The organism is Pseudomonas frederiksbergensis (assembly GCF_003732275.1).
Lineage (GTDB): Bacteria > Pseudomonadota > Gammaproteobacteria > Pseudomonadales > Pseudomonadaceae > Aquipseudomonas > Aquipseudomonas frederiksbergensis_H.
The window spans coordinates 112,458-136,572 of sequence record NZ_MOBM01000005.1 but is presented as its reverse complement, the minus strand read 5'-3'; the positions used below and the strand labels follow the sequence as shown (position 1 = coordinate 136,572).

Genomic DNA, 24,115 nt, shown 5'->3' with positions numbered 1-24,115 from the left:
ACTGAATCCGGTAGGCTCCGCACTTTATTGAACATTGAATGGAGTATTTTCCCATGGCCAAAGCCACTGCCCGTCACATCCTGGTTTCCAGCGAAGAAAAGTGCAACGAACTCAAAGCCCAGATCGAGGCCGGTGCTGACTTCGCCGAAGTCGCTAAAGCCAACTCCAGCTGCCCGTCCAGCCGCCAGGGCGGTGACCTGGGTTCGTTCGGTCCAGGCCAGATGGTCAAGGAATTCGACACCGTGGTCTTCAGCGCGCCGATCAACGTGGTGCAAGGCCCGGTCAAGACCCAGTTCGGTTACCACCTGCTGGAAGTGACCAGCCGTCAGGACTGATCAACCCTTGAGTTTGTTACATAACGGCCCGCCTTTTGGTGGGCCGTTGTGTTTTCGTTACGTGATACGGCTGGCGAGGGACGCGCCGCTAGCGTACAAATTGTGGTTATCGACCACCCGGCTCTAAGGCTGACAATGCGACTGGTTTTCCCCACTTTGTTGTTCACTGCCGTGGCCCTGTTATTGGGCGCCACCGGTGTGAACGCCGCACCGCAACATGCGTTGACCGTGTACGGTGAACCGGCGAAGTATCCTGCTGGCTTCAGCCATTTCGCCTACACCAACCCGCAAGCGCCCAAGGGCGGCACGATGCGTCGCTCGGCGATGGAAATCGGCCATTTCGACCATATCCTGCCGTACATCGACAAGGGCACGGGTGTCACGCAGATCGACGGCTTGATCTACTCGCCCCTGGCCCAGCGCTCGCTGGACGAGCCCTATACCGTTTATGGCCTGGTGGCCCAACAGATGGAGCGTTCCGACGACGGACTGTCGCTGCGTTTCTACCTGAATCCGAAGGCCCGTTTCGCCGACGGCAAGCCGATCATCGCCGAAGACGTGCGCTATACCTTCGACCTGCTGATGACCCAAGGCAGCCTGCGCTATCGCACCCAATTCGCCGACGTCAAAGGCGTCGAAGTGGAGTCACCACTCACCGTTCGGTTCGACTTCAAGAGCAACGAAAACCGTACCCTGCCCCTGGACCTCGCGACCTTGCCGGTATTTCCCGAGCACTGGTGGAAAACCCGCGACTTTGCCAACGGCGGTGGTTACGAGCCGCCGCTGGGCAGCGGGCCGTATCGCGTGAGCAAGGTCGACTCCGGGCGCAGCATCACCTTCGAGCGTAACGCCGACTGGTGGGGCAAGGATTTACCGGTCAGCCGCGGCCTCTACAACTTCGATCATTTCAGCATCGAGTACTTCGGCGACACCGACGTCGCCCGTCAGGTCCTGCGCGGCGGTGCCTATGACTACAACCGCGAATTCTCCGCCACCGCCTACTCCATCCTCTACGAGAGTCCAGCCCTGAGCGACGGCCGCCTGCAAAAAGCCCACCTGGCAACACAGGCACCACAACCGTCCCAAGGCTTTGTGTTCAACCTGCAAAACCCGATGTTTCAGGACCGCCGCGTGCGCCAGGCCCTGGCCATGCTCTGGGATTTCGAGTGGAGCAACCGGCAAATGATGCGCGACCTCTACATCCGCCAGCAGAGCTACTTTTCCAATACCGACCTTGCAGCCCGGCAACTGCCCGACGCAGGTGAGCGGGCGATTCTCGAACCGCTGCGCGGGCAAATCCCCGACGAAGTCTTCACCCAGGTCTTCGAAGCACCGAAAACCGACGGCAGCGGCGTGATTCGCGACAAACAGTTGCAAGCCCTGGACTTGCTCGAACAGGCGGGCTGGAAACCCGATGGCGATCAACTGGTCAACGCTGAAGGTCAACCGCTGAGCTTCACTTTCCTGGTCAGCCAGAACGGCATGGACCGACTGCTGCTGCCTTATAAGCGCACCCTGAAACAAATCGGCATCGACCTGAATATTCGCCGCATCGACGCGTCCCAGTACATAAACCGTCTGATGTCCCGGGACTACGACATGATCGTCACCGGCTACCCGGTCACTACTTCGCCGGGCAACGAGTTGTACAACTATTTTGGCTCGGTAGCGGCCAACGATCCCGGTTCCAACAACTACATGGTGCTGAAGAACCCCGCGGTCGATGCGCTGGTCAACGGCCTGGTTCGCGCCACAACCCAGGCTGACATGCTGCGCTACGCCCATGCCCTGGACCGTGTCCTGCAATGGAACTTCTATTGGATTCCCAATTATTACCCGCCAGGCAGCTCGACCGTGTGGTGGAACCGTTTCGGCATTCCCTCTGTACAGGCGAGCAATGACGAAGCCATCGAGAGTTGGTGGGAAGTGAGCTCCACTCCCTTGACCAACCAACAGATGACTGCCGAGCTCATCAAACGCGGCAAACCCGGAGGGCCGCATTGATGTGGGCTTACGTACTGCGGCGCTTGCTGCTGATCATTCCGACACTGGTGATCATTCTTCTGGTCAATTTCGTTATCGTCCAGGCTGCACCGGGTGGCCCGGTGGAACAGGCCATCGCGCACCTGCAAGGCATCGGCGGCGCGAATGTCGGCGGCGGTTCCAGCGAAGCCCTGCAAGGGAGTTCGCGTGCAAGTCGCGGGCTCGACCCGCAGTTGATCAAGGAGATCGAAAAGCAATACGGCTTCGATAAGCCGGCACCCGAACGCCTGTGGCTGATGCTCAAGAGCTACGCCCGCCTCGACTTCGGCAAGAGCTTTTTCCGCGGCGCCACGGTCACCGATCTGATTCTGGAAAAGATGCCGGTGACCATTTCCCTCGGACTCTGGGCCACGTTGATCACCTACCTGGTGTCGATCCCTCTGGGCATCCGCAAGGCCGTGCACCATGGCAGCCATTTCGATATCTGGAGCAGCACGGCGATCATCATCGGTTACGCCATGCCGGCGTTCCTGTTCGCGATGTTCCTGATTGTGGTCTTCGCCGGCGGTACTTCGCTGAACTGGTTCCCGGTGCGCGGCCTGGTCTCGGACAACTTCGAATCGCTGTCGACCCTGGGCAAAATCGCTGACTACTTCTGGCACTTGGTGCTGCCGGTGACGGCGCTGGTAGTCGGCGGTTTCGCCACCCTGACCATTCTCACCAAGAACTCCTTCCTCAATGAAATCACGCGCCAATACGTGGTCACCGCCCGGGCCAAGGGCTTGAGCGAACGCCGGGTGCTTTACGGCCATGTGTTTCGCAACGCCATGCTGCTGGTGGTGTCGGGAATTCCACAGGCTTTCATCAGCGTCTTTTTCGCCGGTTCGCTGCTGATCGAAGTGATTTTCTCCCTCGATGGCCTGGGGCGCATGAGTTACGAAGCCGCGGTATCACGGGACTATCCGGTGGTATTCGGTTCGCTGTTCATCTTCACCTTGTTCGGCTTGCTGATAAAAATCATCGGTGACCTTTGCTACACCCTGGTCGACCCACGTATCGACTTCGCCGCGAGGAACGCCTGATGTTCAAGCTCTCGCCGCTGGGCCGTCGCCGTTTCGAACGTTTCAAGAAAAACCGCCGGGGCTGGTGGTCGCTGTGGTTGTTTGTCGGCCTGTTCCTGCTGACCCTGGGCGGCGAGCTGATCGCCAACGACAAACCGCTGATGGTCAGCTATCAGGGCTCGCTGTATTTCCCGGCGTTCAAACGCCACACCGAGCAGGAGTTTGGCGGGCAGCTACCGTTTCAGGCCGACTACCGCAGCGATTACGTACAGAAGCTGATCCACAAGGATGGCGGCTGGATACTGTTCCCACCGATCCCGTTCAGCGACGACACGCCCAATTACGACCTCAATCAACCAGCGCCGAGCCCGCCGTCGAAGGTCAACTGGCTGGGCACCGACGATCAGGCCCGCGACGTGCTGGCCCGGGTGATTTTCGGGGCGCGGGTGTCGATTCTGTTCGCACTGGCGCTGACCTTCATCAGCGCGCTGATCGGCATCGCCGCCGGTGCCCTGCAAGGCTATTACGGCGGTTGGGTCGACCTGATCGGTCAGCGCTTGCTGGAAGTCTGGTCGGGGCTGCCGGTGCTGTACCTGCTGATCATTCTGTCGGGCTTCGTCGAGCCGAATTTCTGGTGGCTGCTGGGGATCATGGCGCTGTTTTCCTGGCTGGCCCTGGTGGACGTGGTGCGCGCCGAGTTCCTGCGCGGGCGCAACCTCGAATACGTCAAAGCCGCCCGTGCGCTGGGCCTGACCGATCGCAAGGTGATCGTGCGGCACATTCTGCCCAACGCAATGAACGCCACCCTGAGTTATCTGCCGTTCATCCTGACTGGGGCGATTTCCACCCTCACAGCGCTGGACTTCCTCGGTTTCGGCATGCCGGCCGGCAGTGCGTCCCTGGGCGAATTGATCGGTCAAGGCAAGCAGAACCTGCAAGCACCGTGGCTAGGGCTGACGGCGTTTTTCACCCTGGCGCTGATTCTTTCTTTACTGGTGTTCATTGGCGAGGCGTTGCGTGATGCCTTTGATCCACGATCATGACGCGGACTGTTGATATGAGTGACAACCTGATCGAAATCCGTGACCTCAGCGTGGCCTTCAGCGGCCAGACCGTGGTGCGCAACCTGTGCCTGGACATCCGCCCCGGCGAATGCCTGGCGCTGGTCGGCGAGTCGGGTTCCGGCAAATCGGTGACCGCCCACTCGATCCTGCAACTGCTGCCCGAGACCGGCACTGAAACCACCGGCAGCATTCGCTATCGTGGCCAGGAGCTGATCGGCGCCGACGTCAAGATCCTGCGCGAGCTGCGCGGCAACCGGATTGCGATGATCTTCCAGGAGCCGATGACCTCCCTCAACCCGCTGCACAGCGTTGAAAAGCAGATCGGCGAAACCCTGCTGCTGCATAAGGGGCTGGGCGGTAAAGCGGCGCAAGCGCGGATTCTCGAGTTGCTGCAACTGGTGGGCATCCAGAAACCCGAAGAGCGGCTCAAGGCCTATCCCCATCAATTGTCCGGCGGCCAACGGCAACGGGTGATGATCGCCATGGCCCTGGCCTGCGAGCCGGAATTGCTGATCGCCGATGAGCCGACCACCGCGCTGGATGTGACGGTGCAGCGCAAGATCCTGCTGCTGCTCAAATCCCTGCAAAAGCGGCTCGGTATGTCGCTGCTGCTGATCAGCCACGACCTCAATCTGGTGCGCAGCATCGCCCAACGGGTGTGCGTGATGCGTGCCGGGGAAATCGTCGAGCAGGCGCCCTGCGAAACATTGTTCACCGAGCCGAAACATCCTTACAGCTGCGTACTATTGAACGCCGAACCGGAAGGCGAAGCCCTGCCCCGGGACGAGCGCGAAAAAGTGCTGGAAGTGGATAATCTGCAAGTGCAGTTCGCCATCGGTGGTGGCCTGTTTCAGCGTAAAACTTACCTGCGCGCAGTGGATGGCATCAGCCTGAATGTTCAGCGCGGCAAGACGCTGGGCATCGTCGGCGAGTCCGGATCGGGCAAGTCCACGCTCGGTCAGGCGATCCTGCGCTTGCTTGATTCCGAAGGCAGCATTCGCTTTCAGGGTGAGGCGCTGGATGGCCTGACGCAAAAGCAGCTGCGACCGTGGCGCAAGAAGATGCAGGTGGTGTTCCAGGACCCCTTCGGCAGTCTCAGCCCGCGCATGTCGGTGGCGCAGATCATCAGTGAAGGCCTTGAGGTGCATAGCCAATCCACCCCGGATGAATGCGAAGCCCAGGTGATCCGGGCACTGGAAGAAGTCGGCCTCGACCCGCAAAGCCGTCATCGCTACCCGCACGAATTCTCCGGCGGCCAACGCCAGCGCATCGCTATTGCCCGCGCGCTGGTGCTCAAACCGGCGCTGATCCTGCTCGACGAACCGACCTCGGCGCTGGATCGCACAGTGCAAAAACAAGTGGTCGCCCTGCTCCGCCAGCTGCAGGAGAAACATGGCCTGACCTACCTGTTCATCAGCCACGACCTGGCGGTGGTGCGCGCCCTGGCCCACGACATGATTGTGATCAAGGATGGCAAAGTGGTGGAAAGCGGCGCGAGCCACGATGTGTTCGGTTCGCCGCAGCATCCGTATACCAAAGAGCTGTTGGCGGCGGCGCATCCGGGGTAGGCATAATCGGCGTCATGTCGTCAGACCGCATCGCGGCCATCGCGAGCAGGCTCGCTCCCACATTTGAATTGAAGTGTTAATGCAATCCAGTGTGGGAGCGAGCCTGCTCGCGATGGGGTCCGAACAAACACCACACATTCTGGACAAGAAGCCCATGAACACCACCGAAAGCCTCAAGGACTACCAACGCGTTCGCACCCTGGCGATCCGCTCGCTGTTCGAAATCATCGAGCAATCGAGCGAAGGCACGGTGATTGTCGACCGCGATGCGAACATCGTCTGGATGAACGAGCGTTATGCCCGGCGCTTCGGTCTCGAGTCGGCCGAAGGTGCAATCGGCAGGGCCTGTGAAAGCGTGATCCCCGGCAGCCTGTTGCGTGAGGTGGTGCGCACTGGACGCCCCATCCTGCTGGACATGCAGGACACCCCCAAGGAACCGCTGGTGGTGATGCGCCTGCCGATTCACGACGATGCCGGCGCGGTTATCGGCGCCATCGGTTTTGCCCTGTTCGATGAATTGCGCAGCCTGTCGCCGATGCTCAAGCGCTACCTGAGCATGCAGGAAGAACTGGCATCGACTCGCTCGCTGCTGCGGGCGCGGCAGACCAAGTACAACTTCGCCCATTTCATCGGCACCAGCGCCGCCAGCCTCGAAGTCAAACGCCGCGCCCGGCGCAGCGCCAGTGCCGAGTCACCGGTGTTGTTGCTGGGCGAAACCGGTACCGGCAAAGAGCTGCTGGCCCAGGCGATCCACGGCGCCTCGCCTCGGGCGCACAAAGCCTTCGTCAGCATCAACAGCGCGGCAATTCCCGAGTCGCTGCTGGAAGCCGAGTTCTTTGGCACCGCCCCCGGCGCGTTCACCGGCGCCGATCGCAAGGGCCGCACCGGCAAGTTGCAGATCGCTCAGGGCGGCACGCTGTTTCTCGATGAGATCGGCGACATGCCGCTGCCACTGCAGAGCAAGTTGCTGCGGGTGTTGCAGGAAAAGGAGTTCGAGCCGGTGGGCTCCAACGAAGTGATTCAAAGCGATGTGCGAGTGATCGCTGCCACCTCCACCGATCTGGAGGCGGCGATCAAACGCGGCGAGTTTCGTGCCGACTTGTATTACCGTCTCAACGTGCTGCCGATTCAAGTCCCGCCCCTGCGTGATCGCCTCGACGACCTGCCGGCCCTCAGCGAAGCGATCCTCGAAGAGCTGCGCAGTCAGCACGAACTGAACCCCGAAGCTTTGGATTTATTGGGTCAACACGCTTGGCCAGGGAACATCCGCGAACTGCGCAACGTCCTGGAGCGCGCCGCCTTGCTCAGTGATGATTTGATGCTGAACGCGGCGGATATCCGCGCGGCGATTGGCAGTTTTACGCCAGTGCAGCGTGTGGCGCCCTTGGCCATCGAGCCGGTTGCCCATGAAACCTTCAGTGAGGCTCGCGAGCGGTTTGATCGGCAGTTGATTGAATCCGCCCTCGCGCACTGCGGCGGGAAGGTTATCGAAGCGGCGGCTCGGCTGGGGCTGGGGCGGTCGACGTTGTACAAGAAGATGGTGGCGTTGGGGATTGCGGAGTCTCCATAAAGAGACATTGATCTCCATTTGTAGATAGGTTTTTCAGGGTCAAAAGATCGCAGCCTTCGGCAGCTCCTACAGTGGATTTCCGCGTTCCCCTGTAGGAGCTGCCGAAGGCTGCGATCTTTTTGGGCGCCGAACGTCTCAAAATAGAGACCACAGCCTTCCAAGCGTTCAAAAAAAACAGAATAAAACCTTATATTTCAATAACTTAATCTTCTGGCACGAAACTCGCTACAGCCCTTCCACAAAGCTTCCCCTACAAAAATAACAATCCAGGAGACACACCATGAGTGTGATCATTGCCTTGGCAGCTCTCACGCTGCTGATGGTGGCTGCTTACCGTGGCTACAGCGTTATCCTCTTTGCCCCGATCGCCGCCCTCGGCGCCGTCCTGCTCACCGACCCTTCCGCCGTTGCCCCAGTCTTCACCGGGGTGTTCATGGAAAAAATGGTCGGCTTCGTCAAACTGTATTTCCCGGTGTTCCTGCTCGGTGCCGTGTTCGGCAAGCTGATCGAGTTGTCGGGCTTCTCCCGCTCCATCGTCGCAGCGGCAATTCGTTTGCTCGGCACTCGTCAGGCGATGCTGGTGATCGTGTTGGTCTGCGCCCTGCTCACTTACGGCGGCGTGTCGCTGTTTGTGGTGGTGTTTGCGGTCTACCCGTTTGCCGCCGAGATGTTCCGCCAGAGCAATATCCCCAAGCGCCTGATCCCGGCGACCATCGCCCTCGGCGCGTTCTCGTTCACCATGGATGCCCTGCCCGGCACGCCGCAGATCCAGAACATCATCCCCAGCACCTTCTTCAACACCACCGCCTGGGCGGCACCGTGGCTAGGATTGATCGGCACGATTTTCGTGTTCTGCGCCGGCATGCTGTTTCTCCAGCGCCAGCGCAACAAGGCCCAGCGCAGCGGTGAAGGTTATGGTTCAGAGCTGCGCAACGAGCCGGAAACAGCGCCGGACATCAAGCTGCCCAACCCGTGGATCGCACTCTCGCCGCTGTTGATGGTGGGCCTGATGAACCTGCTGTTCACCCGCTGGATTCCGCTGTGGTACGGCAAGACCCACAGCCTCGCACTACCGGGAATGGCAGCACCGGTGACCACCGACATCGCCAAACTGACGGCGATCTGGGCGGTCCAGGCAGCCTTGCTGGTGGGCATCGTCATGGTGCTGGTGTTCGCCTTTCAGACGATTCGCGGCAAGTTGGCTGAAGGCAGTAAAAGTGCGGTCAGCGGCGCGCTGCTGGCGGCGATGAACACCGCATCGGAATACGGTTTCGGTGCAGTAATCGCGTCGCTACCGGGTTTTCTGGTGCTGTCCGGCTGGCTCAAAAGCATTCCCAACCCGCTGGTCAACGAAGCGATTACCGTGACCCTGCTGGCCGGCATCACCGGTTCGGCGTCGGGCGGCATGAGCATTGCCCTGGCGGCGATGTCCGAGACGTTCATCAGCGCCGCCCACGCCGCCAATATTCCGCTGGAAGTGCTGCACCGGGTCGCCGCGATGGCCAGTGGCGGCATGGACACCCTGCCGCACAACGGCGCGGTGATTACTTTGCTGGCGGTCACCGGTTTGACCCACCGCGAGGCCTACAAAGACATTTTCTGTATTACGCTGATCAAGACACTCGCTGTTTTTGTGGTGATCGGTACTTTCTACGCCACTGGCATTGTGTGAGGTATTCATGACGACTCTTTCGGGCAAGACCGCACTGGTCACCGGTTCCACTAGCGGCATCGGCCTGGGAATCGCCCTGAGCCTGGCCAAGGCTGGCGCCAACCTGATCCTCAACGGTTTCGGCGATGCGTCCAGGGTGATTGCCGAAGTCGAACAATTCGGCGGCAAGGTCGGCCATCACCCGGCCGACGTCAGCGACCCGGCGCAGATCGCCGATATGATCGAGTACGCCGAGCGTGAGTTCGGCGGCGTGGATATCCTGGTCAACAACGCGGGCATCCAGCACGTGGCGTCGGTGGAAGATTTTCCGGTCGAGCGCTGGGATTCGATCATTGCGATCAACCTGTCGTCGGTGTTTCACAGCACCCGTTTAAGTTTGCCGGGGATGCGCACCAAGGGCTGGGGACGGATCATCAACATCGCCTCCGTGCATGGCCAGGTCGGTTCGGTGGGCAAGGCGGCTTATGTTGCGGCCAAGCATGGCGTGATCGGCCTGACCAAAGTGGTCGGCCTGGAAACGGCTACAACGAACGTCACCTGCAACGCCATCTGCCCGGGTTGGGTGCTGACGCCGCTGGTGCAGAAGCAGATCGATGATCGCGCCGCGACCGGGATCGACCCGCAGCAGGCGCAACATGATTTGCTGGCCGAGAAGCAACCGTCCCTGGAATTCGTGACCCCGCCGCAGCTGGGTGAGTTGGTGCTGTTTTTATGCAGCCAGGCCGGTAGCCAGGTGCGTGGCGCTGCGTGGAATATTGATGGTGGGTGGTTGGCGCAATGAACCACCGGTAACCCCTGTGGCGAGGGAGCTTGCTCCCGTTCGGCTGCGAAGCAGTCGTAAATCGGTTTTGGGACAGCTGTGCTGTCCAGCGGGAGCAAACTCCCTCGCCACAGTAGACTGTGTACACATAAGAAAAAGAGGCCAAGCCATGTCCGACATCCTCTGGCAACCCGGCACCGAGCGCATCAGCAAGACCCGCATGGAGGCCTTCCGGCGCTTCGTCAGTCAGCGACACTCCCTTGAAATCGCCGACTACCCTGCCCTGCACCAGTGGAGCATCGATCAGCGGGAAGCTTTCTGGCAGGCCATCGTCGATTTCTTCGACATCCGTTTTCACGATCAGCCAGACGCTGTGCTGATGGAGGGCACACAAATGCCCAGCGCCCAGTGGTTCCCCGGCGCCACCCTGAACTTCGCCGAACACCTGCTGCGCCGTCGCGACGATGCCGTGGCGGTGGTGGCCATCGGCGAAAACGGCCAACGGGAACAACTGACCTGGGCCGAATTGGCGAGCCATGTCGCCGGTTTTCAAAACGGCCTGATAGCCGCCGGTGTCGGCCTTGGCGACCGCGTGGCCGCGTGCATGCCGAACACCTGGCAAACCCTGGTGGCGATGCTCGCCACCACCAGTCTGGGCGCGATCTGGTCTTGTTCCTCGCCAGATTTCGGTACTCATGGGGTGATCGACCGTTTCGGCCAGATCGAGCCTAAAGTGCTGATCACCTGCGCCGGTTACCGCTACGCTGGCAAGGACATCGACCAGACGACCAAGGTCAACGAAATCCTCGGGCAACTGCCGTCCTTGCAGCAGCTGATCGTTGTGCCTTACGCACGCCCCCAGGCGCACATCGAAGACTTCCGCAGCCAGGCCAACGTGACGCTGTGGGACGATTTCTACGACCCGGACGGCGAGCCGCAATTCGTTCCCGTGCCCTTCGCTCATCCGCTGTACATCCTCTACTCCAGCGGCACCACCGGCGTGCCGAAGTGCATTGTTCACAGCACCGGCGGCGTGCTGCTGCAACACGTCAAGGAACATGGCCTGCACACCGATCTCGGTACCGGCGACCGTTTGTTCTACTACACCACTTGCGGCTGGATGATGTGGAACTGGCTGGTCTCGGCCCTGGCCGTCGACAGCGCCGTGGTGCTGTATGACGGCTCGCCATTTCATCCAGGCCCGGAGCGTTTGATCGATCTGATCGACGACGAACGCATCAACGTCTTCGGCACCAGCCCCAAGTTCCTCACCGCGCTGGAAAGCAACGGCGTGAAGCCGTGCGAAAGTCATGACCTGAGCAGCCTGAAAACCGTGCTGTCCACCGGTTCCGCGCTGTCGCCGCAAAGCTTCGATTACGTCTACCGCGCGTTCAAGTCCGACCTGTGCCTGTCCTCGATGTCTGGCGGCACCGACATCGTTTCGTGCTTTGTGATTGGCAATCCGGTGCTGCCGGTACGCCGTGGCGAAATGCAGTGCAAGAGCCTGGGCATGGCGGTCGAAGTCTGGAACGACGACGGGCAACCTGTGATCGGGGAAAAAGGTGAACTGGTATGCACCCGACATTTTCCGGCCATGCCCATCGGCCTGTGGCATGACCCTGACGGGGAGAAGCTGCGAAAGTCCTATTTCAGCCTGTTCCCCGGCGTCTGGGCCCAGGGCGATTACGCCGAGGAACTGCCTCACGGCGGCATGCTGATCCACGGCCGCTCCGACGCGGTGCTCAACCCCGGCGGTGTCCGCATCGGCACGGCAGAAATCTATCGTCAGGTGGAGAAAGTCCCGCAGGTGCTGGACAGCGTCGCCATTGGCCAGCAATGGCAGGATGACGTGCGAGTGGTGCTGTTCGTGAAGTTGCGTGACGGTGTCGAGCTGGACGAAGCGCTGCAACAACAGATTCGCCAGGTCATCCGCGCCAACACCACACCACGGCATGTACCGGCGAAGATTGTCGCGGTGACGGACATTCCGCGGACCATCAGCGGCAAGGTGGTCGAGCTGGCGGTGAGGAATGTGGTGCATGGCCAGAAGGTGAAGAACACCGACGCACTGGCCAATCCCGAGGCGCTGGAGCAGTTTCGTGACCGCCCTGAATTGGATGATTGAAGCGTAGATCCACTGTGGGAGCGAGCCTGCTCGCGATGGCGCCGGGTCAATCAATATTGATGTCGCCTGACACACCGCTATCGCGAGCAGGCTCGCTCCCACATTTTTGATCAGCGGCGGCCCCATCAGTCCACTAACCCCCATCCCCGGCGATGCATGGGGCCCAGGCACTGAACGATTGAAGCCATAGATCCACTGTGGGAGCGAGCCTGCTCGCGATGGCGCCGGGTCAATCAATATTGATGTCGCCTGACACACCGCTATCGCGAGCAGGCTCGCTCCCACATTTTTGATCAGCGGCGGCCCCGTCAGTCCACTAATCCCCATTCCCCCGGCGGCGTATGGGGCCCAGGCGTAGCCTCGGCGTGCATTTTCAGCCGCAGGCGCAAGTTGTTCACCGAATCTGCATGTTTCAGCGCCTCTGCCTCATCAATTGCGCCCTCGGCAAACAGCTCGAACAGCGCCCCATCAAACGTCTGCATCCCCGCCTCTGACGACTTCTCCATAATCCCCTTGAGCTCGGAAAGCTCATTGCGCCGGATCAGGTCGCCGATGGTCGGCGTTCCCAGCATGATCTCCACCGCCGCCCGGCGCTGCCCATCGCGGGTACGCACCAAACGCTGGGAAACAAAGGCCTTGAGGTTATTGCCCAGGTCATGGAGCAGTTGCGCCCGGCGCTCTTCGGGAAAGAAGTTGATCACGCGGTCCAGAGCCTGATTGGCGTTGTGCGCATGCAAAGTAGAAATTACCAGATGACCGGTATCGGCAAACGCCAGCGCGTGCTCCATAGTCTCGCGGTCACGGATTTCGCCGATCAGCACCACGTCCGGCGCCTGGCGCAGGGTGTTTTTCAACGCAGCATGAAAACTGCGGGTGTCTACGCCGACCTCACGCTGGTTGATGATCGACTTCTTGTGCCGATGGATGAACTCGACCGGGTCTTCGATGGTGATGATATGGCCGCTGCTGTGGCGATTGCGGTAATCAATCAGTGCCGCCAGCGAGGTCGACTTGCCCGAGCCAGTCGAACCGACGAACAATATCAGCCCTTGTTTGAGCATCACGGTTTCGAGCAGCATCGGTGGCAGTTTGAGGTCTTCGAAGCGTGGAATGTCGAGTTTGATGTTGCGCGCCACGATAGACACGTCGTTGCGTTGCTTGAAGATATTGAGCCGAAAGCGCCCGACGCCGACCAGGGAAAGCGCCAGGTTCATCTCCAGTTCGCGATCGAACTCCAGGCGCTGTTCAGCGTCCATGATGGACGCCGCGATGACCGCGATTTCTCCGGGCTTGAATGGTTGCTCGGCCAAGGGTTTGAGCACACCGTCGAATCGCGCACTGGGTGGCGCGCCCGTGGACAGGTAAAGATCGGAGCCATTGCGGCTGGCCAGAATTTGCAACAGTGCATCGATTTCCATGGCAAAAAGCACCCGCGAAGCATTCAATTGAAAAAATGACCCAAAACGGGTCATCCAGCGTCTACCGCCATGCAAGGATAGTAGACGCCGCCACACCGACTGACGCGCAGGACATTGTAATGAACGCACCACCGACCGCCAGCGACGCCCAGGCCTTGATTGCTCGACTGGACTGGACAAACAACCCGCTGGGCGCCGCCGATCACTGGCCGCAGAGCCTGCGCACCGCCGTGGACATTGTGATCCACTCGCCCATGCCGATGCTGTTGCTGTGGGGGCCGCAGCTCACGCAGATCTACAACGATGGCTTCGCCTTCCTCGCCGGCAGCAAGCACCCACACGCTTTCGGACAACCGACGCACCTGATCTGGCCAGAACTGAAAGACTTCACCGACCCGATTTACAGCGCCGTCCTACAAGGCCAGGTGCGAACCTACAGCGAACAGCGCTTTACCTTGCAGCGCGATGGGCGAGATTCCGACTTCTGGCTGGATTTGACCTACAGCCCCATTCGCAATGAAAGCGCCGAGGTCGCCGGGATTCTGGTCACAGCCATCGAAACCAACGAGCGCCGCCGCATCGCCCTGGAACTCGAGCAACGCTCCGCCGCGAGCCTCAAGGCTCAGCACGAAACCGAGCAGCGCCTGCAACTGGCGCTGGCCGCCACCGATGCGGTCGGCACCTGGGACTGGGACATCGGCGAAGACCGTTTCATCGCCGATGCCCATTTCGCCCAATTGCATGGCATCGACCCGACCATGGCCAGCCAGCTGCCCATCAGCGAATACCTCCACGGCGTTCACCCGGAAGACCGCGCCATGATTGCCCGCAGCATCAAACACTGCATCACCCATGGCAGCGAGTACGCCGAGGAATATCGCTTGCTGCAGCCCGACGGCCAATTGCGCTGGGTGTTTGCCCGAGGCCGCTGCTACAAGGACCATCATGGCCGGCCCATCCGTTTCCTTGGCGCCGCGCTGGACCTGACCGAACGCAAACACATCGAACAGGCTTTGCGCCAGAGCCAGACCGAGCTGCAACTGATCATCAACGCCATGCCGATCCTGATCAGTTACGTCGACAGCGAGGAGCGCTTTCGCCTCAACAATGCCGCCTATCTGGAATGGTACGGCCTGACGCCCCAGGAGCTTTATGGCCGCACCATCCGGGAAGTGCTGGGCGACGAAGCCTACGCCCTGCGCGCCGAATACATTGCCGAGGCGCTGAAAGGCAAGGCCTGCAGTTTCAGCATCAGCGCCGCGCACCGCGACGGCAGCACCCGTCAGGCCTTGATGAACTACCTGCCCCGTCATGGCTCGGACGGCGCGGTCAATGGTTTTTACATCTTCGTGATCGACGAAACCGAGCGCAAACAGACTGAAGAAGCCCTGCGCAACCTCAACGAAACCCTTGAAGAGCGCGTGAGCGCCCGCACTCAACAACTGGCCGAAGCCAACCAGCGGCTGCAAAACGAGATGTTCGAACGCGAGCGCGCCGAAGACGCCTTGCGGCATGCGCAGAAAATGGAAGCGGTGGGACAGCTCACCGGCGGCATCGCCCATGACTTCAACAACATGCTCACCGGAATCATCGGCAGCCTCGATTTGATGCAGCGCTACATCGCCGACGGGCGTGCCGCCGAGATCGGTCGTTTTACCGAAGCCGCGGTGTCTTCGGCCCACCGCGCCGCCGCCCTGACCCATCGCCTGCTGGCGTTCTCCCGGCGTCAGTCGCTGGATCGCAAGCCGCTGAATGCCAACCAGCTGGTGCATTCCCTGGAAGATTTGTTCCGCCGAACCAAGGGCGATCATATCGAGCTCAAAATGCAGCTGGCCGATGAAGTCTGGCCGGTGAGCACTGACGTCAGCCAACTGGAAAATGCTCTGCTCAACCTCGTCATCAATGCCCGGGATGCGATGCCCGAAGGTGGCGAGCTGCTGATCGAAACCGCCAACGTTCACCTCGACGGTAGCGACATCACTCCCCTGGAGCCGGTCAGGGCCGGGGATTACCTGATGATTGCCGTCAGCGACAACGGCGCCGGCATGACCCCCTCAGTGTTGGCCAAGGCCTTCGACCCGTTCTTCACCACCAAACCCATCGGCCAGGGCACCGGCCTTGGGCTGTCGATGATCTATGGCTTCGCCCAGCAGTCGGGCGGGCACGTCAGCCTTCACAGCCTGCCGGGCCAGGGCACCTGCGTTCGCCTGTATTTGCCACGGCTGCACGTTGCGGTGCCGGAGCACACTCTGGAACCGCTCACCGGCGAAACACCGGCAGCGGTTGCCGGTGAAACCGTGGTGTTGGTGGAAGACGATCCGGCGGTGCGCATGCTGGTGCTCGACCTGCTCAATGAGTTGGGTTATCACGCTCATGAAGCTGAAGACGCCAAGGCCGCCCTGCCCTTGCTGGAATCCGATCTGCGGGTCGATCTGCTGGTGACCGATGTCGGACTACCGGGCATGAACGGTCGGCAACTGGCGGAAATCGCGCGTCAGCATCGCCCGGATCTGAAGGTGCTGTTCATGACCGGTTATGCGGAGAAAGCCGCCGAACGCCAAGGTTTCCTGGAAGAAGGCATGGACATGGTGGCCAAACCCTTTTCCATTGACCTGTTGGCCAACAAGATTCGCACGATGATCGGCCAAGCGGACTGAGTTAAGGCATAATCGCGCGCCCCACGCTGGCACCAACATAGCCACCACCGTTGCAAGGTACTGCCAATGAAAGCCCAAGCCCGCCATATCCTGGTGAAAACCTCGGAAGAAGCCGAGCAGCTCAAACAACGCATCGCCAAGGGCGAAGCCTTCGATGTGCTGGCCAAGAAATACTCCACCTGCCCTTCCGGCAAACGCGGCGGCGACCTGGGCGAAGTGCGGCCCGGGCAGATGGTCGGCGTGATCGATGCGGTGATCTTCAAAAAACCACTGCGGGTGGTGCATGGGCCGATCAAGAGCAAGTTCGGGTATCACCTGGTGCAGGTGTTTTATCGGGATTGATGGGTTGACTTTAGGGCCTCATCGCGAGCAGGCTCGCTCCCACAAGGTTCGGTGGTGTAGTTGCGATCTTTGGCAACTCACAAATCCAATGTGGGAGCGAGCCTGCTCGCGATCCGATTGCGCAGCAAGCGGCCATCCACCGCTTATCTCGGGATCAGTGCTCCCGGCACTTGAATCACCCGACTCGCCAACCGATGCCCCGCCTCGGCAGCCTCGACCGGGCTTCCACCCTTAAGCCGACACGCCAAATACGCCGCACTGAACGAATCCCCCGCCGCCGTGGTGTCCACCACCCGCTCTACCACCTGCGCCGGCACTTCGAACGACTCACCGTCACAGCGAATCAGACACGCCTCGGCCCCGCGCTTGAGCACCACTTCGGGCGTGCCCATCTGTTTGTAAGCGGCAAACACCGCCGCGCAATCGGAAAAGTGGAACAGCGCCTGCTCGTCATCAACCGTCAGCAACGCCAGGTCGATATAAGGCAGAACGCTGCGATAAGCCGCCCGTGCCTCTTCAATCGACGCCCACAAGCGTGGCCGGTAGTTGTTGTCGAACACGATCCGCGCATCCCGCTGCCGGGCTTCGATCAGGGTTTCCAGAAGTTTTTCCCGCCCCTGCACACCAAGCACCGCCAAGGTGATGCCGCTGAAATACAATACGTCGTAATCCGGCAGCGCCGCCAGAATCGGCGCGGCGGCCGGAGTGGTGAAGCAATCGCGCACTGCCGCTTCGTTGCGCCAGTAGAGAAAACGCCGCTCGCCGGCCGCATCGGTCTGGATGCAATACAGGCCGGGCAAGCGACCGGGCAAACGCTGGACCATGTCCAGGCCAATGTTTTCGCTGGCCCAGCTCTGGCACATCGCGTCGCTGAAGCTGTCATCGCCCAGGGCGGTGACGTAATCCACCGTGCCGCCATCGCCCAGCTCACGGGCCAGGTAGACCGCGGTGTTCAAGGTATCGCCGCCGAAGCCTTGTTGCAGCGTGCCGTCGGCGCGCTGCTGCAATTCGATCATGCATTCGCCAATCAGGGCGATGCGCGGGGTGTTGGGGCCCAGGGGGCTGATGCTGCTCATCGTTATGGGGTCTCTGGTGTTTCGGTGGTGTCTGGGCGGACGTCTTCGCGAGCAAGCCCGCTCCCACAGGGGTCTTGTGAACACTGAAGATCCAATGTGGGAGCGGGCTTGCTCGCGAACGCCGCGCCTCGGTTCCGAACCTTAAAAACAGGTTTCCATGGTTTCGATGACATTCAGTTGCTCATCCACCAAACACCCAATGCGCCACTTGTCGAACGTCAGGCACGGGTGCGAAGTACCGAACGAAATGATGTCGCCCACCCGCAACTCAACCCCCGGCGCCACGGTCATGAACGCGTGCTGGTCCATCACCGCCGTCACCTTGCAGGCACTCACATCCTCGCCGATCGCCGGCACCACACCGGCCTTGTAACGCAACAACGGCACCGGCAAACCGGCGTCATAGGCAACGTCGCGTTTACCCAGGGCGATCACCGCAAAACCCGGTTCCGGCAACGACTGCACATGCGCCCAGACTTCCAGTGCCGGGCGCAAACCTTCGTGCAGGTCGCTGCGACGGTCGAGCACGCAGCATTGCGCTTCTTTGTAGATGCCATGGTCGTGGGCCACGTAACTGCCGGGGCGCAGTACGCTGAGGAAACGCCCGCCGGCATTCTGCGCTTCGAACGACTCGGCGATCAGGTCGTACCAGGCCGAACCCGACGCCGTGATGATCGGCTTGGCAATGGCGAACGCACCGCTGTCCTGCAACTGCACCGCCAGACGCACCAGGGAATCGGCGAACTCACGGATGCCGCTCACCGCGTGATCGCCGTGAATCACCCCTTCGTAACCCTCGATGCCGGTCAATGCCAGCGCTGGTTGAGCCGCGATCGCCTCGGCAAGCGCCAGCACTTCGGCTTCGGTGCGGCAACCGCAACGACCGCCGACCACGCCGTACTCAATCATCACGTTCAGGCGCACGCCGCGCGAAGCGAAATACGCGCCGAGGTCTGCGACGTTATCCGGGTGATCGACCATGCAATAGAAGTCGAAGGTCGGGTCTGCCAACAGGTCAGCGATCAGCGCCATGTTCGGCGTACCGACCAATTGGTTGGCCATCAGCACCCGATGCACGCCATGGGCGTAAGCCGCGCGGGTTTGCGTGGCGCTGGCCAGGGTGATGCCCCAGGCACCGGCGTCCAGTTGGCGACGAAACAGTGCCGGGGTCATGCTGGTTTTACCGTGCGGCGCCAGTTCCGCGCCGCTGTTGCTGACGAAGTCCTGCATCCAGCGAATGTTGTGTTCCAGCGCTTCGCGGTGCAGCACCAGCACCGGCAGACTGACGTCGCGCACAAGATTGGCGCCTGTGTGGGCAAAGCCTTTTTCCACGGCGGCAGTATTTTTGGCAGAAGACATGGTCGAACTCCTCACATTCGCGGCCGCAGGCAGCCGCTGTTATTCGTTGATACGCCGGGCGAGGCTGTTGGCGCTGTCGATCAGCACCCGGCGATAGTCGTTGTAGTTGTTCTTCGCATCGGCCCGTGGGGCGACGATGCACAGGGTCGCAATGGCCACGCCGTTCGGGTCTTTGACCGGGGCGGCGAAGCAATGGGTAAAGGTGTCGGCGACGCTATCGAAGGAAAAGAACCCATCGATACTGGCCTGGCGGATTTCCTCGAGAAATCGCTCCAGCGGCAGGTGTTCACCGCCGGGCAGGATGAAGTCGTCGGGGTCGATCAAATCGACGATCTGCTGATCGCTCAGGTGCGCCAGCAACAGGCGCCCGGAAGCGGTCCAGGGGATCGGCGCGTTCTCGCCGATGTCCGAGGAAATGCGGAAATGTCGCTCGCCCTCTTTCATCAACGCCACGGTGTATTTGCGCCCGTTGAGCAGGCACATCTGCGCGGTTTCGCGGGTCTGGCTGACGATCTCTTGCAAGGCAAGATCGGCCTCGCGGGTCAGGTCGAAATGGCGCAAATGTGCCTGCCCGAGGAAGTACAGCTGACGACCGAGGTAAACGTGACCGTCCTTGCCCACGGGCTCGAGAATTCGCCGTTCCAACAAGGAGGCGACCAGTTCGTAGACCGTGGATTTCGGGCTGCCGATGCCGCTGGCGATTTCGTTCGGGCGCAGGGGCTGGCCGATTTCCTTGAGGAAATCGAGAATGTCGAACGCCCGGTCCAGACCGCGAGCCCGGCGCTTGATGGTGTCTTCGGTCATGTTTCAGGTCCCCATTCAAATTCGCCCCCGTAGGAGCTGCCGCAGGCTGCGATCTTTTGATCTTGATCCTGCTCTTGCGGCTCATCCAAAAACGCCAAAAGATCGCAGCCTTCGGCAGCTCCTACAAGGGCCAATCAGCCGCGCTCTCGGTTCAGGCCTTTTTCTTGTACGCGACGCAATCAATCTCAACCTTGCAATCGACCATCATGCTCGCCTGTACGCAAGCCCTCGCCGGTGCGTGTTCGCTTTTGAAGTACTCGGAAAATACCTTATTGAAACTCCAGAAATCCCGTGGATCTTCCAGCCACACGCCGGTGCGGACCACGTCTTCCAGACCGTAACCGGCCTCTTCCAGAATCGCGATCAGGTTTTTCATGGTCTGGTGAGTCTGCTCGACAATGCCGCCCACGATAATTTCGCCATCCAGCGCCGGCACCTGGCCAGACACGTGCAGCCAGCCATCGGCTTCGACGGCGCGGGCGAAAGGACGGGGCTGGCCGCCACCGGCGGTGCTGCCGGTGCCGTAACGAGTAATGCTCATGGGTGTTTCTCCTGATTGAAAAAATTAAAAACGAGTGTTCTTGAGAAATTCCGCCAGACGCGGCGACTGCGGGCGTTCGAACAGTTCCTTGGGCGGCCCCTGCTCTTCGATCCGCCCCTGATTCATGAATACGATCTTGTCCGACACCTCGAAGGCAAAGCGCATTTCGTGGGTCACCAGCAGCATGGTCATGCCGTCTTCGGCCAGGCCCTTGATAACGTTCAGCACTTCGCCGACCAGTTCCGGATCGAGGGCCGAGGTGACCTCATCGAACAGCATCAGGCTCGGGTTCATCGCAATCGCCCGGGCAATCGCCACGCGCTGTTGCTGGCCGCCAGACAACTGACCGGGGTAATGATCGCGGCGTTCCAGCAGGCCAACCCGCTCCAGCCATTTTTCCGCCAGCGCCACGGCTTCATCCTTGTGCAGCTTTTTGACCTTGAGCAAGCCGAGGGTGACGTTCTGCAATGCGGTGAGGTGCGGGAACAGATTGAATTGCTGGAACGCCATGCCGGTCATCGCTCGATGGCGGGCGATGACTTTTTCCGCGTGACGCACGCGCTTGCCGTTGACCTCGTGATAGCCGATGGATTCGCCATCGAGCAGAATCTGCCCGCCCTGGAACTCTTCGAGCATGTTCACGCAGCGCAGCAGCGTGGTCTTGCCCGAGCCGCTGGAGCCGATCAGCGTGACCACGTTGCCGCGCTGCATGGTCAAGTCGACGCCCTTGAGCACTTCGAGCTGGCCGTATTGTTTGTGCAGGCCGCGGATGTCCAGCAGCGCTTGATTCTGTGTCGAAACTTGAGCTTGTGTCATGGCAAGGCCACCCGCTTTTCAATGTGCCGGCCGAGTAATTCGATGGCGTAATTGATGATGAAAAAGAGCAAACCGGCGAACAGGTAAAACTCCAGGGTCATGAACGTCCGGGCGATGATCTGCTGGGTGCTGAGCAGCAATTCGGCAACGCCGATCACCGACAATAGCGTCGAGGCCTTGACGATCTCGGTAGACGAATTGACCCAGGTCGGCAAGATCTGCCGCAACGCCTGGGGCAACAACACGTAGCCCAGTGCCTGGTAAAACGTCAGGCCGATGGCCTTGCTCGCTTCCATCTGGCCACTGGGCAGCGCCTGCAATGCACCGCGCACAATCTCGGCGACGTGGGAGCCGCAAAACAGCGTCAGCCCCAGGGTGCCGGCGCCGAATGCGCTGATTTGCCAGCCCAGTGCCGGCGCCATGTAGAAGCAGGCCAACACCAATACAAACACCGGCGTGCCGCGAATGATGTCAACATAAAACCGGAACGGCGCGCGCATCCAGAACGTGCCATAGGTGAGCACTAAACCTGCAACGATGCCGACCAGCGTGCCCAACAAAATCGCCAGCGCCGAGCACTGCACGCTGGTCAGAAAGCCCTGCCACAGGACGTCCCGCGCCACCCATAACTCATGCAACCAACCGGGGGATTCGTACATGGGGGCCTCCTATCGGCGAATCGCCAGACGCTGCTCGAGGTAACGCAGCATCATGGCAATGAGGTAACAGGCCGCAACATAGAGCGCTGTGGTCACCAGCCAGGTTTCGATCACCCGGTAGCTCTCGACATTGATCTTGCGCGCGTAATAGGTCAGCTCCGGCACAGCAATCGCCGCCGCCAGCGAGGTGTCCTTGAACAGCGAAATGAAGTTGTTCGACAGGGCCGGCAGCACATTGCGCAGCATCACCGGCACGGTGATATACGCCTTGACCTGCCACTCACCGAGCCCGATGGCCAGGCCGGCTTCACGTAGCCCCTTGGGAATGCTCAACAGACCACCGCGAAACACTTCGGTCAGGTACGCCCCGGCATACAGCGACAGGGTGATGATGAACGACGGGATCTTGTCCAGACGAATGCCCAGGCTCGGCAACGCGAAGTAGATCAACAGAATCAACACCAGAATCGGCGTATTACGGATCACCGTCACATACACCGACGCCAGCCCCCGCAATGCGCGGTGCTTTGACAGCAAAGCAAACGCCATCAGCAGGCCGATCACGCAGCCGATGGCAATCGACACCAGCGCCAGCTCAAGGCCCAGACCGAGCCCCGCCAGCAAGGTGTCGAAATCGCGCCACACGGCGGCAAAATTCAACTGATAGTTCATGGTCAGCAGTACCTTGAGCGGGGCGATTTAAAACCGCCCCGCTCTCACGGGATCATTTGTATTCGACGGGGAAACCGATGGTTGGGGTCGGCAGATCGACACCGAACCACTGCTTGAACGACGCCGCGTAAGTCGGGAACTCAACGCCTGTCATGCCTTCATGCAGCACGGTGTTGACGAAGTTCAACCAGTCCTGGTCGCCGCGTTTGACGGCGCACGAATAGGTTTGCGGGCTCCAGGCATAGGCCGGGCTGCGATAGCGACCAGGGTTCTGCACCATCAGGTATTTCACCGACGACTGATCGGTGGCCGCCGCATCGGCACGACCGGAGTTCACCGCCTGATACATCAAATCCACGCTGTCGTACTGATCGACCTTGGCCTTGGGCAGCGCCTGATGCACCAGTTCTTCGGCGTACACGTTCTGCAGCACTGCCACGATCACACCGTCACCGGCGGCCTTCAGGTCGTCGATTTCCTTGTACTTGCTGTTGGCCGGCAACAACAGGCCCACGCCTTCGCGGTAGTACGGCAGGGTGAACGCCACTTGCTGGGCGCGGCTGGCGGTCACGGTGATGAACTGGCAACTCATGTCGACCTTGTCGGTCAGCAGATTGGGAATCCGCGCATCGGACGACTGCACCACGAACTCGACCTTGCTCGGGTCGTTGAACAACCCTTTGGCCACCATCCGCGCGATATCAATATCAAAACCCTGCAACTTGCCATCCGCTCCCTGGAAGTGCCACGGCGCATTGGTACTGCCCGTGCCCACGATCAACTTCCCACGGGCCAGCACGCTGTCGAGCTTGCTGTCTGCCGCTTGGGCGACACCCATGACAGCGGCCGAAGCCGCGAGAACGAAAACACACGCTTTAAACAACGAAGGTCGGCGATGCATGGCAAGCACTCCAGGGTCATGTTTATTCCGCTATACCGGAAATAGGTATGTAACAACGGAATAGACAGCAGAAAGTGTGCCACAGGTTATGGGCGGAATCTCGGGGGAATTGAAAAGTGTTTTGAATCAGATGGATGCGCGTGAACGCAAGGAAGGCGTTACGAAACGCACAAATACGAGAACGCTACCGTGGGACACAACGCTCGAGTATTTGCACCACATTTGAAGCCGTAGCGATTCAAAATGAAGCAGATGCCCCCTGTAATTTCTGACAGTAGACCCATCTGCTCACCTCCTTCAACGTCGACAGGCCTTCGCTTATCTTTGAAAAGGAGATTCCAATGAGCTCGATGTCCACCCGCCCGACCATGGCTGCGGGCCGATTTTTCGTCAGATTGCCGAACCGTATCGGCACCACGCGCAAATCTACATGCTCAACACCGGCGAATCGCCCAAGCATCCGGAAGTCACCGGAACACCTACCGTGCTGTTTTACAAGGAAGGGAAGCTGCTGAAGAAGCTCAAGGGAATTGGCACCCGACAAACTCTGGAAGAAGACTTCAAAAAACACATCGGCAAGCTCAGGCCCATACAGATTGCCCGCAAACCCCGCCATGACTTACCGTGGTTGCAGAAAACCCTCAGCACTTTATGCACCGCACCACGGGCACGGGAGCTGCTGAATGTACGGTTGATGTTTGCGTCGTCTGAATGATCGCTATCGCGAGCAGG

At 60.4% G+C, this 24,115-nt stretch carries 20 protein-coding genes and 1 pseudogene; 12 read left to right on the top strand and 9 right to left on the bottom strand.

Translation table 11 applies throughout. The annotated features are described in order from the left end of the window. The first annotated feature begins 53 nt into the window (after positions 1–53). The 9 genes from BK662_RS03535 to BK662_RS03495 all read left to right on the top strand — a co-directional run bounded on the left by BK662_RS03535 (position 54) and on the right by BK662_RS03495 (position 12,138). Positions 54–335, top strand: a complete 282-nt coding sequence (locus BK662_RS03535) for a peptidylprolyl isomerase (protein WP_007898306.1) — start codon at positions 54–56, stop codon at positions 333–335. 135 nt (positions 336–470) lie between these two features. Next, positions 471–2,339 (top strand): extracellular solute-binding protein, encoded by a 1,869-nt coding sequence (locus BK662_RS03530; RefSeq protein WP_123356748.1) that lies wholly within the window; start codon positions 471–473, stop codon positions 2,337–2,339. After that, positions 2,339–3,400, top strand: a complete 1,062-nt coding sequence (locus tag BK662_RS03525) for a microcin C ABC transporter permease YejB (RefSeq protein WP_123356746.1) — start codon at positions 2,339–2,341, stop codon at positions 3,398–3,400. Before BK662_RS03530 ends, BK662_RS03525 begins: the two co-directional genes overlap by 1 nt. Beyond that, on the top strand, positions 3,400–4,422 hold the full coding sequence (locus tag BK662_RS03520) for an ABC transporter permease (protein ID WP_123356744.1): 1,023 nt from the start codon (positions 3,400–3,402) through the stop codon (positions 4,420–4,422). The genes BK662_RS03525 and BK662_RS03520 overlap by 1 nt, the downstream gene beginning before the upstream one ends. Positions 4,423–4,436: 14 nt before the next feature. Continuing rightward, positions 4,437–6,011 (top strand): ABC transporter ATP-binding protein, encoded by a 1,575-nt coding sequence (locus BK662_RS03515; RefSeq protein ID WP_123356742.1) that lies wholly within the window; start codon positions 4,437–4,439, stop codon positions 6,009–6,011. Between the two features lie 154 nt (positions 6,012–6,165). Then, a complete protein-coding gene (locus tag BK662_RS03510; protein ID WP_123356850.1) occupies positions 6,166–7,581 on the top strand; it encodes a sigma-54 interaction domain-containing protein in 1,416 nt (471 codons plus the stop codon). A 280-nt stretch (positions 7,582–7,861) separates the two neighbouring features. Then, positions 7,862–9,253 carry a GntP family permease gene (locus tag BK662_RS03505; protein WP_123356740.1) on the top strand — a complete coding sequence of 464 codons (1,392 nt, stop codon included), beginning with the start codon at positions 7,862–7,864 and terminating at the stop codon, positions 9,251–9,253. 7 nt (positions 9,254–9,260) lie between these two features. Continuing rightward, on the top strand, positions 9,261–10,034 hold the full coding sequence (gene hbdH, locus BK662_RS03500; protein ID WP_123356738.1) for a 3-hydroxybutyrate dehydrogenase: 774 nt from the start codon (positions 9,261–9,263) through the stop codon (positions 10,032–10,034). 148 nt (positions 10,035–10,182) lie between these two features. Then, a complete protein-coding gene (locus BK662_RS03495; RefSeq protein ID WP_123356736.1) occupies positions 10,183–12,138 on the top strand; it encodes an acetoacetate--CoA ligase in 1,956 nt (651 codons plus the stop codon). 308 nt (positions 12,139–12,446) lie between these two features. On the opposite strand, the gene BK662_RS03490 is transcribed toward BK662_RS03495, so the two are convergent. Continuing rightward, positions 12,447–13,556 carry a PilT/PilU family type 4a pilus ATPase gene (locus BK662_RS03490; RefSeq protein ID WP_123356848.1) on the bottom strand — a complete coding sequence of 370 codons (1,110 nt, stop codon included), beginning with the start codon at positions 13,554–13,556 and terminating at the stop codon, positions 12,447–12,449. A gap of 119 nt (positions 13,557–13,675) precedes the next feature. On the opposite strand from BK662_RS03490, the gene BK662_RS03485 reads away from it, so the two are divergent. Together BK662_RS03485 and BK662_RS03480 are read left to right on the top strand one after the other, a co-directional pair. Then, positions 13,676–16,213, top strand: a complete 2,538-nt coding sequence (locus tag BK662_RS03485; protein ID WP_123356734.1) for a PAS domain-containing hybrid sensor histidine kinase/response regulator — start codon at positions 13,676–13,678, stop codon at positions 16,211–16,213. Positions 16,214–16,279: 66 nt separating this feature from the next. Continuing rightward, positions 16,280–16,555: a peptidylprolyl isomerase gene (locus BK662_RS03480; protein ID WP_007898282.1), complete on the top strand. Its 276-nt coding sequence runs from the start codon at positions 16,280–16,282 to the stop codon at positions 16,553–16,555. Between the two features lie 143 nt (positions 16,556–16,698). Here the strand turns inward: BK662_RS03480 and BK662_RS03475 are convergent, their stop codons facing one another. The 8 genes from BK662_RS03475 to BK662_RS03440 form a co-directional block, all read right to left on the bottom strand. Next, positions 16,699–17,631: a sugar kinase gene (locus BK662_RS03475; RefSeq protein WP_123356732.1), complete on the bottom strand. Its 933-nt coding sequence runs from the start codon at positions 17,629–17,631 to the stop codon at positions 16,699–16,701. 141 nt (positions 17,632–17,772) lie between these two features. Next, the gene (locus BK662_RS03470) at positions 17,773–18,990 is read right to left on the bottom strand and encodes an amino acid deaminase (protein WP_123356730.1); all 1,218 of its coding nucleotides are present in this window, start codon (positions 18,988–18,990) and stop codon (positions 17,773–17,775) included. A 39-nt stretch (positions 18,991–19,029) separates the two neighbouring features. Next, positions 19,030–19,794, bottom strand: coding sequence for an IclR family transcriptional regulator (locus tag BK662_RS03465; protein ID WP_123356727.1), 765 nt, complete (start codon positions 19,792–19,794; stop codon positions 19,030–19,032). A gap of 151 nt (positions 19,795–19,945) precedes the next feature. Next, positions 19,946–20,335 (bottom strand): RidA family protein, encoded by a 390-nt coding sequence (locus tag BK662_RS03460; protein ID WP_123356725.1) that lies wholly within the window; start codon positions 20,333–20,335, stop codon positions 19,946–19,948. 24 nt (positions 20,336–20,359) lie between these two features. Continuing rightward, positions 20,360–21,151 (bottom strand): amino acid ABC transporter ATP-binding protein, encoded by a 792-nt coding sequence (locus BK662_RS03455; protein ID WP_007898263.1) that lies wholly within the window; start codon positions 21,149–21,151, stop codon positions 20,360–20,362. Beyond that, positions 21,148–21,810 carry an amino acid ABC transporter permease gene (locus BK662_RS03450; RefSeq protein ID WP_123356724.1) on the bottom strand — a complete coding sequence of 221 codons (663 nt, stop codon included), beginning with the start codon at positions 21,808–21,810 and terminating at the stop codon, positions 21,148–21,150. The genes BK662_RS03455 and BK662_RS03450 overlap by 4 nt, the downstream gene beginning before the upstream one ends. Before the next feature lie 9 nt (positions 21,811–21,819). Then, entirely contained in the window at positions 21,820–22,482 is a 663-nt protein-coding gene (locus tag BK662_RS03445) for an amino acid ABC transporter permease (RefSeq protein ID WP_018927655.1), read from the bottom strand. A 52-nt stretch (positions 22,483–22,534) separates the two neighbouring features. Beyond that, the gene (locus BK662_RS03440) at positions 22,535–23,383 is read right to left on the bottom strand and encodes a transporter substrate-binding protein (protein ID WP_123356722.1); all 849 of its coding nucleotides are present in this window, start codon (positions 23,381–23,383) and stop codon (positions 22,535–22,537) included. 379 nt (positions 23,384–23,762) lie between these two features. On the opposite strand from BK662_RS03440, the pseudogene BK662_RS03435 reads away from it, so the two are divergent. Next, positions 23,763–24,098, top strand: a pseudogene (locus BK662_RS03435) (thioredoxin family protein); the annotation flags it as partial. Positions 24,099–24,115 lie beyond the last annotated feature (17 nt).

Bases quoted from the DNA above. Each gene is read 5' to 3' on its own strand.
- BK662_RS03455 (WP_007898263.1), bottom strand. From the start codon at position 21,151: ATGACACAAGCTCAAGTTTCGACACAGAATCAAGCGCTGCTGGACATC.
- BK662_RS03475 (WP_123356732.1), bottom strand. From the start codon at position 17,631: ATGAGCAGCATCAGCCCCCTGGGCCCCAACACCCCGCGCATCGCCCTG.
- BK662_RS03485 (WP_123356734.1), top strand. From the start codon at position 13,676: ATGAACGCACCACCGACCGCCAGCGACGCCCAGGCCTTGATTGCTCGA.
- BK662_RS03445 (WP_018927655.1), bottom strand. From the start codon at position 22,482: ATGAACTATCAGTTGAATTTTGCCGCCGTGTGGCGCGATTTCGACACC.
- hbdH (WP_123356738.1), top strand. From the start codon at position 9,261: ATGACGACTCTTTCGGGCAAGACCGCACTGGTCACCGGTTCCACTAGC.
- BK662_RS03465 (WP_123356727.1), bottom strand. From the start codon at position 19,794: ATGACCGAAGACACCATCAAGCGCCGGGCTCGCGGTCTGGACCGGGCG.
- BK662_RS03520 (WP_123356744.1), top strand. From the start codon at position 3,400: ATGTTCAAGCTCTCGCCGCTGGGCCGTCGCCGTTTCGAACGTTTCAAG.
- BK662_RS03530 (WP_123356748.1), top strand. From the start codon at position 471: ATGCGACTGGTTTTCCCCACTTTGTTGTTCACTGCCGTGGCCCTGTTA.
- BK662_RS03450 (WP_123356724.1), bottom strand. From the start codon at position 21,810: ATGTACGAATCCCCCGGTTGGTTGCATGAGTTATGGGTGGCGCGGGAC.
- BK662_RS03525 (WP_123356746.1), top strand. From the start codon at position 2,339: ATGTGGGCTTACGTACTGCGGCGCTTGCTGCTGATCATTCCGACACTG.
- BK662_RS03480 (WP_007898282.1), top strand. From the start codon at position 16,280: ATGAAAGCCCAAGCCCGCCATATCCTGGTGAAAACCTCGGAAGAAGCC.
- BK662_RS03515 (WP_123356742.1), top strand. From the start codon at position 4,437: ATGAGTGACAACCTGATCGAAATCCGTGACCTCAGCGTGGCCTTCAGC.
- BK662_RS03490 (WP_123356848.1), bottom strand. From the start codon at position 13,556: ATGGAAATCGATGCACTGTTGCAAATTCTGGCCAGCCGCAATGGCTCC.
- BK662_RS03535 (WP_007898306.1), top strand. From the start codon at position 54: ATGGCCAAAGCCACTGCCCGTCACATCCTGGTTTCCAGCGAAGAAAAG.
- BK662_RS03510 (WP_123356850.1), top strand. From the start codon at position 6,166: ATGAACACCACCGAAAGCCTCAAGGACTACCAACGCGTTCGCACCCTG.
- BK662_RS03440 (WP_123356722.1), bottom strand. From the start codon at position 23,383: ATGCATCGCCGACCTTCGTTGTTTAAAGCGTGTGTTTTCGTTCTCGCG.
- BK662_RS03505 (WP_123356740.1), top strand. From the start codon at position 7,862: ATGAGTGTGATCATTGCCTTGGCAGCTCTCACGCTGCTGATGGTGGCT.
- BK662_RS03495 (WP_123356736.1), top strand. From the start codon at position 10,183: ATGTCCGACATCCTCTGGCAACCCGGCACCGAGCGCATCAGCAAGACC.
- BK662_RS03470 (WP_123356730.1), bottom strand. From the start codon at position 18,990: ATGTCTTCTGCCAAAAATACTGCCGCCGTGGAAAAAGGCTTTGCCCAC.
- BK662_RS03460 (WP_123356725.1), bottom strand. From the start codon at position 20,335: ATGAGCATTACTCGTTACGGCACCGGCAGCACCGCCGGTGGCGGCCAG.